The organism is Enterococcus viikkiensis, assembly GCF_005405345.1.
In the GTDB taxonomy this organism is placed as follows: Bacteria; Bacillota; Bacilli; order Lactobacillales; family Enterococcaceae; genus Enterococcus_A; species Enterococcus_A viikkiensis.
The window spans coordinates 1-14,565 of sequence record NZ_BJDW01000009.1 but is presented as its reverse complement, the minus strand read 5'-3'; the positions used below and the strand labels follow the sequence as shown (position 1 = coordinate 14,565).

Genomic DNA, 14,565 nt, shown 5'->3' with positions numbered 1-14,565 from the left:
TGATCGCCTACTCTACATTCACGTGTTCATGTAGTGCCTCTTCGTTAGAGGTTTGATCACGTTTCGCTAGTTTTAACGTTAAAGCGTCAAGAGTGATATGCACGGTTTGATCAAAAAGCGTGGATAACAACTGAACTGATTTGATGCCTGCACCGGTTTTCGTTGCACCGGGAACGATGATTACTTGATCGGCCAATTGTGCCAACGGAGATTCAGGATCACTCGTTAATGCGACGATATCCAATCCCAATTTTTTAGCGGCTTTGGTATCATTTACGATTCCTTTGGTTGTACCGGAACCTGAGATTGCTACCCACGTATCGCCTTTTTGAATCGACGGCGTGATCGTTTCCCCCATCACATAATCCGTATAACCAATGTGCATCAAGCGCATCGCAAAGCCTTTTGCTTGGAACCCGCTACGCCCTGCACCGATTACGAAAATGCGTTTATTTTTTTGAAATACTGGCAATGCTTGATCCAATTGCTTTTCATCTACCAAGTCCATAACTTGATTAATTTCTGTCATGATCGTTTTAATTGTTTCCATTATGAATCGCCTCCATAAACTCTTTTACTGCTGCCACGGGATCGGCTGCTTTAGCGATTTTTGAGCCAACGATCACCACTTCAAGCAAATCCTGTGCAGCTAATTTCTTAACTTGTGACAAATCGATCCCGCCAGCGACCGCCAACCGTTTGATCGTTGGAAATTTTTGATGAAAGGCCGCCACACTGCCAACTGCATCCAACTTGTCTTCACGATCAATCGAATGATGTAATGCGTAGATTCCTTCAGGAAAATCACTGATAGCGGCAATCTTTTCATCACTAACTTCTAACAGGTCGATCATCATGGTCTTGTTTTCTTTTTGTGCTACTTCATAGCACGCTTGAAGGGTGGCATGCGAGGCCGCCCCCATTACCGTGACGATATCTCCGCCATGATGAAAGGCTTGATTAAATTCATAAGCGCCTTCATCAATCGTTTTACTATCGACTAATAAACGGGTTTGTGATAATTCTCCTCGCAGTCTGCGAATGGCCTCATTTCCATAATCTTTCACTAATGAGGTCCCCATCTCTAAGATATCGGTTTTCCCATCTAATTCTTTCGCCAATCGGGCAGCATCTTCTAATGATACCCGGTCGATCGCTGTTTGTAATTTCATTATTTCACCTTCTGATTTTTTAAAAATGCTTCAAGTTCGGTTGGTGTTGGATAGCCATCGTTATCGCCAGGTGATTGTACGGCCATTGCCCCAATTGCATTCGCACGAATTACCGCGTCTTTCAAGTCTTCACCTTCAATCAAGGCAGTCACCAAACCCACCGCAAAGCCATCTCCTGCACCCACGGTATCCACTACTTTTGCGACTTTAAAACCAGGAACGGTAAAGCTTGTGCCATCCTTTTGCTTCACATAAGCCCCTTCTGTTCCAAGTTTAACAATGACTGTTTGTGTTGCTTCACCGTTATTCAAATAGAAATCAGCAATTGCTTCTGGTTCGCGGCTGCCCATCAAAATTTCACCTTCATTGATGCCTGGCAATACAATCTCTGCATGAGAGGCAAGGTCGTTGATTGTTGCTACCATCTCAGCTTCGCTGTCCCATAATTGTGGGCGTAAATTCGGATCAAACGTTGTACGAATCTTATGTTCCTCCAGTAATTGGATCAAATAACGGAAAGCCGTTTGTGCTTCTTTCGAAATTGCCGGAAAAATACCGGATAGATGCGCCATTTTTACATCAGAAAAATCAATTTTATCTAAAACATCCTTTTCAAAATGCGCAGCAGCCGAACCTTTACGGAAATAAAAGATGCTTGGATCTCCGTCGCTGACTCTATCCTTTAGTTGGAAAGCTGTCCAAAAGTCTGAAGTTTCTGAGATATAATCGGTGCCGATTTCATTTTCGTGCAAGCGGTCAATAATAAATTCGCCAAATGGATCTTTTCCGACTTGCGTAATATAGTCACTACTATGACCTAACCGAGCGACGCCGACAGCAACATTGACCTCTGCTCCTGCTAAAAATTTTTGAAAATGACGTGCGTCCTTCAATGATTTATCGACTTCCTCTGATCCAAATAGCGCAATCGGTTCACCAATCGTTAAAAATTCACTCATCTTAATTTCCTCTTTTCTTTTATAATAAAATATAGGCTGCAATTAAGTTTAAGACTGTTGCACCCCAAGCCCATGGTAGGCCGGTAAGTAAAAATGTTTTCGTATCCAAGCCTGCATATTGAACAGACCATAAATTCCATGATTGTGTAATACACGCGGAAACCCCCATCATGGATGGCACTACGAGTAATCCATATAAGAAATATTGATCAAACATCCCAGTTCCCACTAAAATCGCAGCTGTGGCAGCACCGGCACCATAGAGCATCAATGGCCCGCGGAAATAAGATAGGGGTGCAATGATCGCGACAATAATAATCAGTGCTAATTTGTTATCTGGAATTACTTGTTGGAAGACACTGGTAAAGCCTGACATCGCATGAACAGCGGCTGATTGGAACATGGTTAATACGAATAACATAATTAACAAGCCAGCAATATCACTAATCGCATGCTTCGCTGTTTCATTCATCATGGTGACAAATTTTGAGTATTTTTTCATGTTACCCGTTGCCGCAAATGCAACGATCGTTGAAAGCAATAATGCTGGAACGGCATCCCACTTAGCAAAAATACTCAACGCCACCGGCATCACTGGCAACAGATATGTCCACATCGGAACTTCCACAATTTCCGTTTCCGAATCACTTTCAATAATTTCAGGCGTACCGTTACGAATTTTCTTCGCATTGAATAAAATGAAGAGGATTAAAATCACCATTTGAATGCCCATTGCCACAAAGCCGAAGCGTTGATAATGCGGACCCCAAGCTACTTTTGGAAAAAAGACTTGGAATTGAACAAAGAGTACATTATTTACATACATCGCAGCCCCGATGGCAATCGTAAAGACAGATACCGCGATGTTTCTAGGCACACCAATCGAAAACATGATTGGAAAAAGAATCACTCCAACTGCAATCGCAGAACCCACACCATATGAGCTAGCAAAAATTAAAGCGATTACAAAAGCAATTAAGATCGTTGCCAGAACTGGGCTTTTCTTACCAACCTTTTCTGTTCGGCGGCTGATACTCCCAGCGATCCCAGTATCGACTAATACTCGACCAAACCAAGATCCGAAAATAATATAGGCGGCTGTTTTTCCATAATTTAAAACTGGTTCAGTAAAAATTTCTTTCACCGCTGTGTTAAAAGGGACCAAACCAATTGCGGTCCATAAGACAGCCATTACGAAGAATCCAACTGTTAAATTTCCACCCTTCATGGCGTAGATAACGAAGATAATAAAGGTTACTGCTAATAAAATACCTGTTATTGCGCCCCCCATAATATAGCGCCTCCTAATATTTATTTAATTCACTTAGAATCCGTTGATAGTTTGACATTGGCTTTTTATGATCCTCTACAAAAAAATCACTTTCTAAATGATTGAATTTTTGAATCATATAATAAGCTGTCAAGTAAGCAGCCAATGCTTCTTTTGCCGCGCCCTCCATATTTTCTGTATCAATCTCAGGACGATAAATCGTTTCCATAAAATGATACGCAAATTTTTCAGCGTCAATTCTCGTATGTTGCTCTGTCATCACGATTCCTCCTAGTCTATTGTCCGCAAATGATTAATCAATTACTTCTTCTAAAAGTTTTTTTGCTGCTAAAATTTCTGCATCGGAAACAGTTGGGTATTCAATCGCGATTGGACGATTCTTTGGTAGGATCGTCAACACCTTCCGCCAATTAATTTCCCCATGATCCAAACCTGCTGCTTTGGGTTGACCATTTTCATAACCGACGTCCTTCATATGAATATATTGAACATAATCTGTCAATTTCTCGGCAGCTTTCATTTCGTCTTCACCAACGAAACGCCAGTTTCCTAAGTCATAGACATAGCCGATAGCTAAGCCTGCTGCTTCAACCGCTTTCATATATGTTTCAATAGCAGTGATCGTTCCTGACGTTTGAGTTTGATCATTTTCAACTGTAATGGCTACACCACTTTCGATAAGCGCTTTCAATTCGTCCTCATGCAAATTCCCTTCAAATGCACCGATGTTCCATTTAATATGTTTTACCCCCATTTGTTGCGCTTCTGATAAATAGTCTTCTAATTTTGGATTAATCTTTCCAGCTACGTAAACTTCATCTGGAACACTATAAAACAATTCAAGCTTCAAACGTTCTGCTTCTGATTTTATAACGGGTATCTCTTTAGTTAAATCTTTAAAATATTCACGACGTATTTCAACAGCTTGAAAACCTAATGCGGCGATTTCGGGTAACAGCTCACTTTGTAACGCACCATTTTCTATTTTTTCAGCAAAAACTAAAAAATTAAGCACTAAACGATTATCTTTCATAAAGCCCATCCTCCCAATTAGTTAACCGGTTTCTATACACATAGAGTAAACCGGTTAACAAAAAATGTCAACGGTTTCATAATTAAAAAACGTTCCTTCGATTACAAAAAAGAGTAGCCTCGTTTAGAAATCGGTTTCCAAACGAGACTACTCTATAAAATTTATTTTAAAAATAACGAGTATTATACCGATTTACGCCAACGAATGGCAGATGGCACAATAATTTCACTCACCTGTTGTTTACCTGTTATCAATTCCAGCAAATGCGTTGCCGCTCTTTTTCCAATTTTTCTCGATGGCTGCTCCACACTGGTAATACCCGGGCCCACTAACTCCGTCAAATTCCAATCATCAAAACCGGTGATTCCAATTTCTTCTGGAATAGAAATATTTTTATGAATCAGAATTGTTAAACACTCCATTAACACTCGGCCGTTAGATGCAAACAATAATTTTTTGTTTGGCAGTTTCAAGACCTCTTCGATTTTTTCAGTCAATTCGTCTTCATCGTTGACTTCGATTAAGTGACACTCCTTTTGCGAATGAAGGACCGTCTCCTGCACCGTTCGATAGCGATCTTCCCGAGTGCTGACATCCTTGACCGGCTCACTAACGACAAAAACCTGTTCATACCCTTTTTCCAAGGCCTTTTCGAGCACTTCTTTGGTGGCAGAGATATTATTAGTGATTACGGATGACCAACGTTCAGGTTCTGTTTGCCGATCCACTAAAAGCAACGGAATATTGTGTTCGGCGATAAACTCATAATTACTCGATTGCCGCGATGACGGCTGTAAAATGATCCCTTCCACACGTTGATCAATCAATTTTTGCAACAATTCTTTTTCTAGGCTAACTGAATTCGCCGCATCCATAATAATCATTTGGTAGCCGCTTTTTTCCAGTACCGATCCGATCCCTTTTAAAAGTAACGAAGAGTACATATTTGAAATATCGGCTACCACCACACCGATCAGATAGCTGTGCTTAGATTTTAATGCTTGTGCCTGCTTACTTGGCCGATAGTCCAAGCGCTCAATCACATCAGCAATCCGAGCCTTCGTTTCCTTCGACATATTTCCGTAATTGTTATTCAGAAAACGCGAAATAGTTGTTTTAGAAACACCCGCTTCTTCAGCGACTTCTTTGATGGTAATTTTTTTCATTTTGTCTTCTCCAACTGTTTTTTTATTATTGTATCGAACTTTCCGACAATTGAAAAGCAGCCGAGTAAATGGCTGCTTTTTTTCACAACTTATTCCTCCGTCTTTTCCAATAAATCATCCATCCTTAATTGGATCGTATGATCCACTAGAACAGGATTTCTTCTTCGATAAGGCAATGCGGCCCCTTCAAAAAGGGTAAAGAGCTGATCCTCGCTGACGGTTATTTGTTCGATATAAGGCGGTGTATCAACCTTGAATTCCGCATCTTTGATCGAGAAATAGCGATCAACTTTATCTAAGTTAAAAAAATAAACCTTTCCTGAACGTTCTGGGCCCCAAGATTGGGACATCAATAAATAATCTTTATAAAAGGCAATCCCTTGAACCATCGCCAACGTTTTCCAAGCACCAATGGAGCGAGCAAATTGCGGAGGCGCTACTGGCAGCTGCGTTTCCTTATTTTGTTGACCTGCATCAAAGTTGGAGACCTTCTCCTGTGAGGTAGTCGTCAGCTCCCCTTGAACATTTAAACGGTACGTACTCATGCGCCCATATTCGTTCAAAGTGAAATAGCCTACTACTAATACACCAGAAGTATACGTTAAAGCAGAAGCACGAGCGATATTGTTCAAAGAAATTTGCTGATGATAAGCCACTACTCGTTGATCTTCCAACTGATAGTCTTCCATCACTTTTAAATCAATCGAGGCTAAGCCGGCATAAAGTCCATCTGTTGTTACCCAGACACGCTGATGCTTTGGATCATAAGCAATCCCACCAAGATGCGGATGCTCAGGCAAAACCACTGTTTTTAAATAACGATGCGTCTGCCGATCCAACATATAAATGACCGAATGATTCTGGTGATCATGACTATAGGCTGAGATCAACACATACTTATCCGTTAAGGCAATACCTTGCGGCGTCATCGTTTGGCTCTTCACTATTTTTCCAGTTGCCAGACTAAGTGTCTCTGTTTCGTTCAATCCCGGTATCTTATACATCCCAAAATCCTCAACATCCGCTTTATCAGCAAACGCTGCATGATAAAATCGGTCATAAGACGCCACGATTTTTTTCTGCTGCGCATCCGTCAATCCATAATCCGATGCCGCCACAGACATAGGAGAAGAACATAAAAGACCTAAAACAACTAGACCACCAACCACCCATTTTCGATACAACTTGAACACCTCCACAAGTACCAACAGCTCTCTACTAAAACATAGCAGATATCGATCAGAACAACAATTAAAGCGATGCGGTAAAATAAAAAACGGCCCTCTGTGATAGAGAACTCGTTAAAGTCAATTTGAACCGTTTACTTCAGTATTCAAGCATGCACAGAAAAGCCCTATATCACACAGTTCTGTCTTCTAAACCGCAACTAAGAGTCATAGCTAGTTAGTAGAAGTTATTTTTAGGTGAGTACACTCCATACTTCTGAGATACTCTTTCTTGATCCGTCTCAGCGCCTCCAGCAATAAGCTTCGCGGCATACCGATACTGAAACGGACGAAGCCTTCACCATCTTGAACAAAATAGCTGCCAACAACCATTGTTAAATTCGCCCGCCGGAAAAATTCTTGCATTTCCACTTCATCTTTAAACCAGTCATGTACATCAATCCAAGCTAAAAAGGAAGATTCCGCCGGCATCACTTTAGCCTCTGGAATTTCTGCAAAGAACTCGTAAATGATTTGCATATTTTCTTCCACGTAGTCAATCATTTCATCCAGCCACGCTTCACTCTCATTGTATGCCGCTACGATTGCAGGGACAGCGAAAACATGAGGAGAAGTAATGGAATTTTTTTGAAGTTGATCCAAAAGCGTTTCTCTAATTTCTGAATTCGGAATCACCACATAGGAAGTTTTCAATCCCCCTAGATTAAATCCTTTATTGGGTGAAAGACACAAAATACTATGTTGAGCAATCTCGGGATGCGCATTCCAGATTGAAGTAAATGTCTGACCTTTATAAACGATGTCACGGTGGATTTCGTCACACACCAAAAGAACATCATAGCGTATACACAATTCCGCTAAACGAAACAATTCATCCTTGGTCCAGATACGTCCAGAAGGATTTTGTGGACTGCAGAAAATAAGCAGTTTAATCTCATTTTCCTGCATGCGACGTTCCATATCCTCAAAATCAAGGTAGTAACGATTCTCCTGATTAATCAATGAACTGCAAAATAATTTTCGTTCATTATGCTCGACCGCTTCGGCAAATGGATCATAAGCAGGTGTATTGATTAAAACACCCTCTCCCGGTTCAGTATAGGCTTGGACGATATAATGCAACGTTGAGACCGTCCCAAAGGTCAGCTTAATCCACTCTTTCTCAACATACATATCATACCGCCGTTGATTCCAATCAATTACCGCATCGTAAAAATCATCGGATACATAAGAATAACTATAATCACCAATACTAGCCCGCTTCATTAAGGCGGTTTGGATCGCTGGTGCAACTTCAAAATCAATGTCTGCTAAATCCATCGGAATTGCATCTGCATTCAACCCAAATTTTTCTTTCAAAACCTGATTGCTCCACTTGCGAGCATTTCCTTGTTTTCGATCAATGACTTTATCCAACTCATACATAAGATTCACCCACGTTCAATAATTCTTTGGTGGTGTGGTTTAGAGCGACACCGACGCCGTTTTGGATGACAACATCATCCTCGATTCGAACACCGCCGATTCCTGGCAAATAAATCCCTGGTTCGACACTCATAACCATATTTTCTTTCAAGACCATTTGACTCTTAGGATTTAGAATAGGTCCATCGCCACCCATCCCAATTCCATGACCTAAGCCATGACTAAAATAATCACCATAACCTGCTTCAGTAATAATCCTTCGTGCAACCGCGTCAACCGCTTGACCCGTTACTCCTTCACGAATGAAATCTGACGCCGCTTGCTGCGCTTTTCTTACCACTTGATAAATCGTCATTAATTCTGACTTTGCTTCCCCTAGGCAAACGGTTCGGGTCATGTCCGATTGGTAATCAGCCAAAACTATCCCAAAATCAATCGTGATAAAATCCCCAGATTCAAACGTCCGCTGGGTTGGTCGTCCATGAGGCAACGCGCTGCGAGGACCGCTAGCTACGATTGGATCGAAGGCCATCGCTGTAGCGCCTTTTTTCAACGAAAGATAATGAATGAGTGCCCCCAATTCATTCTCTTGCATTCCGATTTTGATTTCCGGCAATAATTCCGCAAAAATCTCATCCGTTAAGACACACGCTTGTTTAATCAAGCAAATCTCGTGTTCGGATTTTATTGCCCGAATTTCTTGAAGCTGGCTTGACCAAATCTCAACCTCAAACTCCTTAGAAAAATCGCGATATTCCTGAATCGACAACCCATTTGGTTCAATCACAAGTTGAGTAAGCTTCTGTTGATGCAACCACTCGAAAATTTTAGGTAAATAACTGCCTTGTGGTACCTCAACATTATCAAAACCCTCGGTTAAATCCTTTATCTCTTGTCGATAGCGACCATCAAAAAATTGTACCCGCGAGGAAGGTGTGACAACTAAATAGATGCCACTCCCCCCTAACGAACCAAAATATTTTTTGTTTTCACGATTTTTGATAATGATTGCGTCTTTACCCGACTCCGTCAAAAGCTGCTGAATTAGTTCAATTCTCATCTGTAACACTCCTCTAGAAGTCTAGATCTAAACCATCCAAGATATCTGTGTCGCCTTGATTGAAGATATTCTTCTGTTCTTTTTTCTCCACTTCATCTTTCAATTCATTGCGTTCCATAATTTTGAAAAATGGCACATAGATTGCGACTGCCAGAACCAATTGCAACCCATTAACTAAGATTGTCCGCCAATCACCATTTGTTAGGAAGCCTTCTAGGAAGACACCTACATAGGGTGGATCAAAGATTGGTTTATTTAACCAGCCCCAATGCATGAAGAACATGGGTAACGTTCCAATAATCGCTCCACCAAATACGTGAGGAATGAACATCAATGGATTTAAAATGATCGGCGCTCCAAATAAAATCGGCTCATTAATTCCAAACAAGGCTGGAAACAACGAAACTTTTCCGATTTGACGGTACCGTTTTGATTTCGAGATTAGACAGGCAACCACACAGCCAATCGAGATTCCGCAACCAGTAAATCCAAAGAAAGCACTTGATGCTCCCGCCGTATAAAAATGTGGAATTGGTTGCCCCGCTTGGAAAGCGGAAATATTTTCTGCGATAAAGGCTACCATGATCGGTCGTGTGATTGGACTGAAAACAGAGGAATGAATCCCAAAGAAGAAGATCAGACAAATACAGAAATTCAGCGCCAAGACTGACCAAGGATTGTCCATTGAACCAACTAGCGGTGACAAGAAACGGGTTAAAATCGTTGGCGGTAATTCTCCAGCGGTTTGCATCAAAACAAATCGCCCAACGATAAAGGTACCCCCCACTAATAACGTCACTGGAATCAATTCAAAAGATTTAGAGACAAAATCTGGAACCCCTTCTGGCATCCGAATTGTCATATTGTGCTGTTTACAGAAATTGTATAATTCTACCGTAATCAAGGCCACAAACATAGCTGTAAATAGACCTTTAGCCCCTAGATTGGTAATGTCCAACAACCCATTTTTATCAAATGTCGCTGTCATAAATAAAAATCCAAAAAGAGATAACGTTACCGCACCTGGGATATACAATTTGTAATGATTTCCTAAATTAAATGAAATCGCGGCGCAAGCATACAATCCAATCAAACCTGTCGACAAAGTAACAGGTAAATTAAAAAGTTCGGAATTACTTAAAATAAATTGACTAAATGCATTGGACTCTCCCAGCATATTCGGCAATGCAGGCAAAATAGCAAAGAAACTTCCTAAAATAGTGAATGGTGTCATGGCGACCATCCCAGCCTTGATGGCACTCAAATGTCGTTGGTTATCCACTTTGTGAGCCAGCGGGACGAAGAAACGGTTCATAAAAGCCTCAAATTTTGCGAACATAATATTCCTCCTTCTCTCTGATTACACAGTTTGTTTTGCCAGCTGATGTTTCTTATAAGTAACCAAAGCGAGTTTCATCACTGTGGCACCATCCATTTGTCCATAAACATCTTTGTCAATTACTGCATAAGGAATCTCTCTTGGATCTAAAATTGATTTGATAAAATCAATTTTATGAGTAATTTGTGGGCCGACTAAAACGATGTCCCAGCCATCAATTTGGCTTTCAATTGAATCCGCCGGAATCGCTGTAAAATCAAAGTCCGCATCATTCAGCTTGGTACTTTGTTGAACCACCTTCCGCATATTTTGCATCAACATATTTGTAGAGAAGCCTCCAGCACAGCACAGTAAAATTTTCATATTCTTTTTCCCCTTTGTTGTTTATATTTTTTATTATTGCAACACTGAAATCAGTGTTTCGATCAAATCGCGCGCCAATTGGCTAGTCATATAGTGATCTTGAGCATGAACCATTAGTAATCCAACATTTGAGGACTCCACCTCTTCATTTAATTCACGGGTAATCAATTCCGTCTGAATATTATGCGCTTCCAAATCAAGATTGCGGGATTCTTCGATCAACCCCTTGGCCAAATCAAAATCCTTGGTTTTAACACATTTTAAAGCTTCGAAAGCCTTCGCCTTACTTTCACCAGCGATTGAAATTAGCTGGACAATTTCTTGTTCTTCTTTTGTCATGTCTTCCTGTCTCCTTTAAATAAAATCCACCATACGGTGATACGTTTCTTCCGTGAAACCTTTGATTAATTCTTCATATAGGTCCACCATTTGTTGGACATCTTGCACATTGACAATCGAGTAAGCGCAATGACCGTAACGAACTGGCAAAATAGTTACAACGGTTGGTTTTCCTTCGTTCACTTTATGTGCTTCGCCCCCATCAGTTCCTCCTGAATTGAACATATCTAATTGCAGCGGAATGGTTTGACGCTTCGCTGTTTCTTTGACATAACGGACCATTTCCAAATTTGGTGCTAAAGTTCGATCAAAATGAGTTAAAATAGGGCCTTTGCCGATTTGCCGTTGGTTGGTATGGTCACGAACAAATTCGGTACTGAAAGTCGCCACGTCAATGACAAAAACTATATCCGGGTTGATTGCTTGAACCGCTGTTTTCGCACCCCGTATTCCAACTTCCTCACTGCTTGTATTCGCAAAATGAACAGTCAGTGGCAATTCCACTTTCGCAAAGCGCTTCATCAGTTCCCCCATTACAAAACAAGCCAAGCGATCATCAAACGCTTTTCCAGCATAAATATCTTTAACAGCAAATGCTTCAAACTCTGTTGCATAACAGGCCATGTTGCCAACTTCGATCCCTAATCCAGCAACTTCTTCAGCGGTTGTCGCACCGACGTCGCAATAAAGATTCTCCGTTTTTCCATCGTGAAATTCACCATTGATGACACCACTGATTTTTTTACCATCAAATGTTGTAATCCTAATTTTTTGCAAATGTTGTGCAATTGGTTTCACACCACCAACTACCATTAAATGAATTAAGCCGAGAGAACTGATACTGCGAACCATGAAACCCACTTCATCCATGTGCCCACAGACCATGATGCTCTTGGGACTTTTTCCCTTTTTACTAAAAATCAAACTACCTAAACCATCCGTCTGCCTTTCGTAAGGAAGATCTGCTAGTTCAGTAAGAATGGCTTGTCGAACTTCCTTTTCATTGCTAGCAATCCCGTCTGCATTCGATAAATTTTTCAAAAACTCAATGTTCACTCTGCTTCCTTCTTCCTAATACCCGTTTTAATGTATAGTAAAATTCATTGTAATCCTTGCTTTCAGCTAGTGCGTTAAGCGCTATAGGATGATTCATCAACTTGCTCAATTCTTTAGAAATAATTTGGTGAACATCCAGTTGCTCGGACTTTAACGAAACCATAAAAATAATTTTCACCTCTCGTTTTGATCCTATTGCCCCTTGAGGTAATAGGCAGACCGCCACACGATTTTCACTGCCTGACATCATCAAGGGATGAGGAATTGCGATCCCATTTTGATAGATCGTTGACAAATAATTTTCTCTTTCCATTAAAGAATCTGTGTATCCTGGAAAGCCCACTTGTTCTTCTACTTGCTCAGCCAAATCAATCAAGCTCTCCGAATAAGTCCGCCCCGTTTCAATCCTAAAAAGTGATTCGGAAAACAATTCGAAAAAAGCCCGCTCAATCGAAAACGTTTCATCGCTTTTCAATAGACTAAGATTTTCACTGACTTCTAAATAATCAAGCTCGCTTTGAATCTCGCTCATCAAGATCACTGGACAATCTACTTCAATCGTTAATTCAATAATTGAAAAAATCAAGTCTGGATAGTAGGTTTGAATTTTTTCGATTTCAAACATGGAGAAAGTCTGAATCTTTGCTCGTGGAAAAATCCTGCGTAATTTCATTTCAACCAGATAAGCCATCCCTCCGCCTGAAGAACAAACCACGGCGATGCGATAAATATTTTCAATCAGACTTTGTTGCCATTTATGATACGGAACCGTCATATGTGTTGCCAAATACCCAATCTCATCTGGAGCGATAGTTAATTGAAATTTTTCCTCTAACCATTTTGAAAACAGTACCGCAAAATTAAAAATCACTGGATAATCCTTGCTGATATCTTCCAAATAAGGATTTTGAAAGTTTACCTCTTTACGAGAACGCTCGATCAAAGCAGCAACATGGAGATAAACCAAATCAATAAATTCTTGATCGGTTGAAAAATGAGTTCTTTGCTGCTGATCCATTTCTACGAAAAACTCGCTGATTTCTTCCTTAAGTAACTGTTTGTTGCTTAAAATTTCCAGTTTTCTAGTCTTCGCTAATAGGCTGGCTTCAAAAAACTCATAGATCTCTTTTTGAACAGGAACAGCCAAATCTGTCCCTTGAAGCACTTTGGATAAAAATGAGCTTAGCGGTTTTACTTGGGGCTTCTTTCCTCTGATTAAGAGCAATAAGAATATTTCTTCTTCTAAACGTCGAAGCTCTCCATAATCGATTTCCCACTCATGATCATTAATCAACTGATAGAGATTGTCCTTCACTTGTTTTTGTTTCTCAAAATCGAAGACCGCTTCCAGTTTTTCTAATAATTTATTGTTTCCTCTTTGGTAACAATCCAATAACAATAAGAGCCGATTTTTTACTTCACTGATGATCCGAATTCCATAGTGGGCTTTGCGTTCCAATACTAACGCGCTCCCCTTTAGGTAGAGTTCAAGCTTTGAAAGATCTTTTTTTATCTGACTTCCACTGACTAGCAGCTCCCCGCTTAGTTGGTTGACTGTCTGATAGTTTTCATCAATTAAAAGCAAACTCAACAAAGATTCGATGCGATCCTTTTGCATTTCAATGGTCGACTCAGAAAAGCTAGCTAAGTATTCTGAGAAAAGTCGCTCATCCGAAATAATTAATCGACACCCCAACTTGACCGATTTTTCAATCGTAAAGCCCTGTTGTAAAGCAGATAACTCTTGCAGATCATTGCGGATTGTTCGGGAGGAAACACCGACTATTTTAGCTAACTGATCTACTTTTAAATAGCCATATTCTTTTAATGCGGTTAATACCTGTACCTCTCTCATCCTCACCTCTCCTTTTTTGCAAGCGCAATCATTTACACGTTTAGTATAGGAAAGACTTTTCCGATAGAAAAGTTGAACTTTTTCCATTCGACTGTGCAAAACGTATCTTTTTACCGATCTGCGCATTTTAAAAAGTGTAACAAGTAAGCAAAAATCTCTCAAGTAAAATGATAAATTTGATATATTAACTAAAAAAATAGTTTATCGGTTAAAGACACAAATTTTATTCTTTGCCGAATTGGAGGTAGCGTCAAGAATTATGTGTAAATGGAAAATCCATTCCGTTAATTACAGTTAAATCATTGACTCTAATGTATCCT

The 14,565-nt window shown here is 40.3% G+C and carries 15 protein-coding genes; all 15 read right to left on the bottom strand.

Annotated features, from left to right (window positions below; genetic code table 11):
• Window positions 1-7: 7 nt before the first annotated feature.
• A complete protein-coding gene (hxlB, locus tag FFM67_RS06025) occupies window positions 8-550 on the bottom strand; it encodes a 6-phospho-3-hexuloisomerase (protein WP_137613679.1) in 543 nt (180 codons plus the stop codon).
• On the bottom strand, window positions 537-1,172 hold the full coding sequence (locus tag FFM67_RS06020; RefSeq protein WP_137613678.1) for an orotidine 5'-phosphate decarboxylase / HUMPS family protein: 636 nt from the start codon (window positions 1,170-1,172) through the stop codon (window positions 537-539). The genes hxlB and FFM67_RS06020 overlap by 14 nt, the downstream gene beginning before the upstream one ends.
• Window positions 1,172-2,131 carry a sugar kinase gene (locus tag FFM67_RS06015; RefSeq protein WP_137613677.1) on the bottom strand — a complete coding sequence of 320 codons (960 nt, stop codon included), beginning with the start codon at window positions 2,129-2,131 and terminating at the stop codon, window positions 1,172-1,174. The genes FFM67_RS06020 and FFM67_RS06015 overlap by 1 nt, the downstream gene beginning before the upstream one ends.
• Window positions 2,132-2,150: 19 nt before the next feature.
• On the bottom strand, window positions 2,151-3,422 hold the full coding sequence (locus FFM67_RS06010) for a gluconate:proton symporter (protein ID WP_137613676.1): 1,272 nt from the start codon (window positions 3,420-3,422) through the stop codon (window positions 2,151-2,153).
• A 13-nt stretch (window positions 3,423-3,435) separates the two neighbouring features.
• Window positions 3,436-3,681, bottom strand: a complete 246-nt coding sequence (locus tag FFM67_RS06005) for a hypothetical protein (RefSeq protein ID WP_137613675.1) — start codon at window positions 3,679-3,681, stop codon at window positions 3,436-3,438.
• 33 nt (window positions 3,682-3,714) lie between these two features.
• Complete coding sequence (locus FFM67_RS06000; RefSeq protein ID WP_137613674.1) at window positions 3,715-4,455, bottom strand: sugar phosphate isomerase/epimerase family protein; 741 nt, start codon at window positions 4,453-4,455, stop codon at window positions 3,715-3,717.
• A gap of 182 nt (window positions 4,456-4,637) precedes the next feature.
• On the bottom strand, window positions 4,638-5,621 hold the full coding sequence (locus FFM67_RS05995) for a LacI family DNA-binding transcriptional regulator (protein ID WP_137613673.1): 984 nt from the start codon (window positions 5,619-5,621) through the stop codon (window positions 4,638-4,640).
• Between the two features lie 89 nt (window positions 5,622-5,710).
• Complete coding sequence (locus tag FFM67_RS05990) at window positions 5,711-6,805, bottom strand: YncE family protein (RefSeq protein WP_137613672.1); 1,095 nt, start codon at window positions 6,803-6,805, stop codon at window positions 5,711-5,713.
• Between the two features lie 216 nt (window positions 6,806-7,021).
• The gene (locus tag FFM67_RS05985) at window positions 7,022-8,233 is read right to left on the bottom strand and encodes a MalY/PatB family protein (protein WP_137613671.1); all 1,212 of its coding nucleotides are present in this window, start codon (window positions 8,231-8,233) and stop codon (window positions 7,022-7,024) included.
• Window positions 8,226-9,293 carry a M24 family metallopeptidase gene (locus FFM67_RS05980; RefSeq protein ID WP_137613670.1) on the bottom strand — a complete coding sequence of 356 codons (1,068 nt, stop codon included), beginning with the start codon at window positions 9,291-9,293 and terminating at the stop codon, window positions 8,226-8,228. Before FFM67_RS05980 ends, FFM67_RS05985 begins: the two co-directional genes overlap by 8 nt.
• A 13-nt stretch (window positions 9,294-9,306) precedes the next feature.
• Window positions 9,307-10,632 carry a PTS sugar transporter subunit IIC gene (locus FFM67_RS05975; RefSeq protein WP_137613669.1) on the bottom strand — a complete coding sequence of 442 codons (1,326 nt, stop codon included), beginning with the start codon at window positions 10,630-10,632 and terminating at the stop codon, window positions 9,307-9,309.
• Window positions 10,633-10,653: 21 nt separating this feature from the next.
• Window positions 10,654-10,995 carry a PTS sugar transporter subunit IIB gene (locus FFM67_RS05970; RefSeq protein WP_137613668.1) on the bottom strand — a complete coding sequence of 114 codons (342 nt, stop codon included), beginning with the start codon at window positions 10,993-10,995 and terminating at the stop codon, window positions 10,654-10,656.
• Window positions 10,996-11,028: 33 nt separating this feature from the next.
• Window positions 11,029-11,334: a PTS sugar transporter subunit IIA gene (locus FFM67_RS05965; protein WP_137613667.1), complete on the bottom strand. Its 306-nt coding sequence runs from the start codon at window positions 11,332-11,334 to the stop codon at window positions 11,029-11,031.
• 15 nt (window positions 11,335-11,349) lie between these two features.
• Window positions 11,350-12,390 (bottom strand): aminopeptidase, encoded by a 1,041-nt coding sequence (ypdE, locus tag FFM67_RS05960; protein WP_137613666.1) that lies wholly within the window; start codon window positions 12,388-12,390, stop codon window positions 11,350-11,352.
• Window positions 12,380-14,245 carry a BglG family transcription antiterminator gene (locus FFM67_RS05955; RefSeq protein WP_137613665.1) on the bottom strand — a complete coding sequence of 622 codons (1,866 nt, stop codon included), beginning with the start codon at window positions 14,243-14,245 and terminating at the stop codon, window positions 12,380-12,382. Before FFM67_RS05955 ends, ypdE begins: the two co-directional genes overlap by 11 nt.
• Window positions 14,246-14,565 lie beyond the last annotated feature (320 nt).

What these genes read in the sequence shown, in the direction of transcription:
- FFM67_RS05975 (WP_137613669.1), bottom strand. Translation starts at nt 10,632, where the DNA reads ATGTTCGCAAAATTTGAGGCTTTTATGAACCGTTTCTTCGTCCCGCTG.
- FFM67_RS05995 (WP_137613673.1), bottom strand. Translation starts at nt 5,621, where the DNA reads ATGAAAAAAATTACCATCAAAGAAGTCGCTGAAGAAGCGGGTGTTTCT.
- FFM67_RS06020 (WP_137613678.1), bottom strand. Translation starts at nt 1,172, where the DNA reads ATGAAATTACAAACAGCGATCGACCGGGTATCATTAGAAGATGCTGCC.
- FFM67_RS06000 (WP_137613674.1), bottom strand. Translation starts at nt 4,455, where the DNA reads ATGAAAGATAATCGTTTAGTGCTTAATTTTTTAGTTTTTGCTGAAAAA.
- FFM67_RS05985 (WP_137613671.1), bottom strand. Translation starts at nt 8,233, where the DNA reads ATGTATGAGTTGGATAAAGTCATTGATCGAAAACAAGGAAATGCTCGC.
- FFM67_RS06010 (WP_137613676.1), bottom strand. Translation starts at nt 3,422, where the DNA reads ATGGGGGGCGCAATAACAGGTATTTTATTAGCAGTAACCTTTATTATC.
- FFM67_RS06005 (WP_137613675.1), bottom strand. Translation starts at nt 3,681, where the DNA reads ATGACAGAGCAACATACGAGAATTGACGCTGAAAAATTTGCGTATCAT.
- FFM67_RS05970 (WP_137613668.1), bottom strand. Translation starts at nt 10,995, where the DNA reads ATGAAAATTTTACTGTGCTGTGCTGGAGGCTTCTCTACAAATATGTTG.
- FFM67_RS05965 (WP_137613667.1), bottom strand. Translation starts at nt 11,334, where the DNA reads ATGACAAAAGAAGAACAAGAAATTGTCCAGCTAATTTCAATCGCTGGT.
- FFM67_RS06015 (WP_137613677.1), bottom strand. Translation starts at nt 2,131, where the DNA reads ATGAGTGAATTTTTAACGATTGGTGAACCGATTGCGCTATTTGGATCA.
- FFM67_RS05955 (WP_137613665.1), bottom strand. Translation starts at nt 14,245, where the DNA reads ATGAGAGAGGTACAGGTATTAACCGCATTAAAAGAATATGGCTATTTA.
- FFM67_RS05980 (WP_137613670.1), bottom strand. Translation starts at nt 9,293, where the DNA reads ATGAGAATTGAACTAATTCAGCAGCTTTTGACGGAGTCGGGTAAAGAC.
- hxlB (WP_137613679.1), bottom strand. Translation starts at nt 550, where the DNA reads ATGGAAACAATTAAAACGATCATGACAGAAATTAATCAAGTTATGGAC.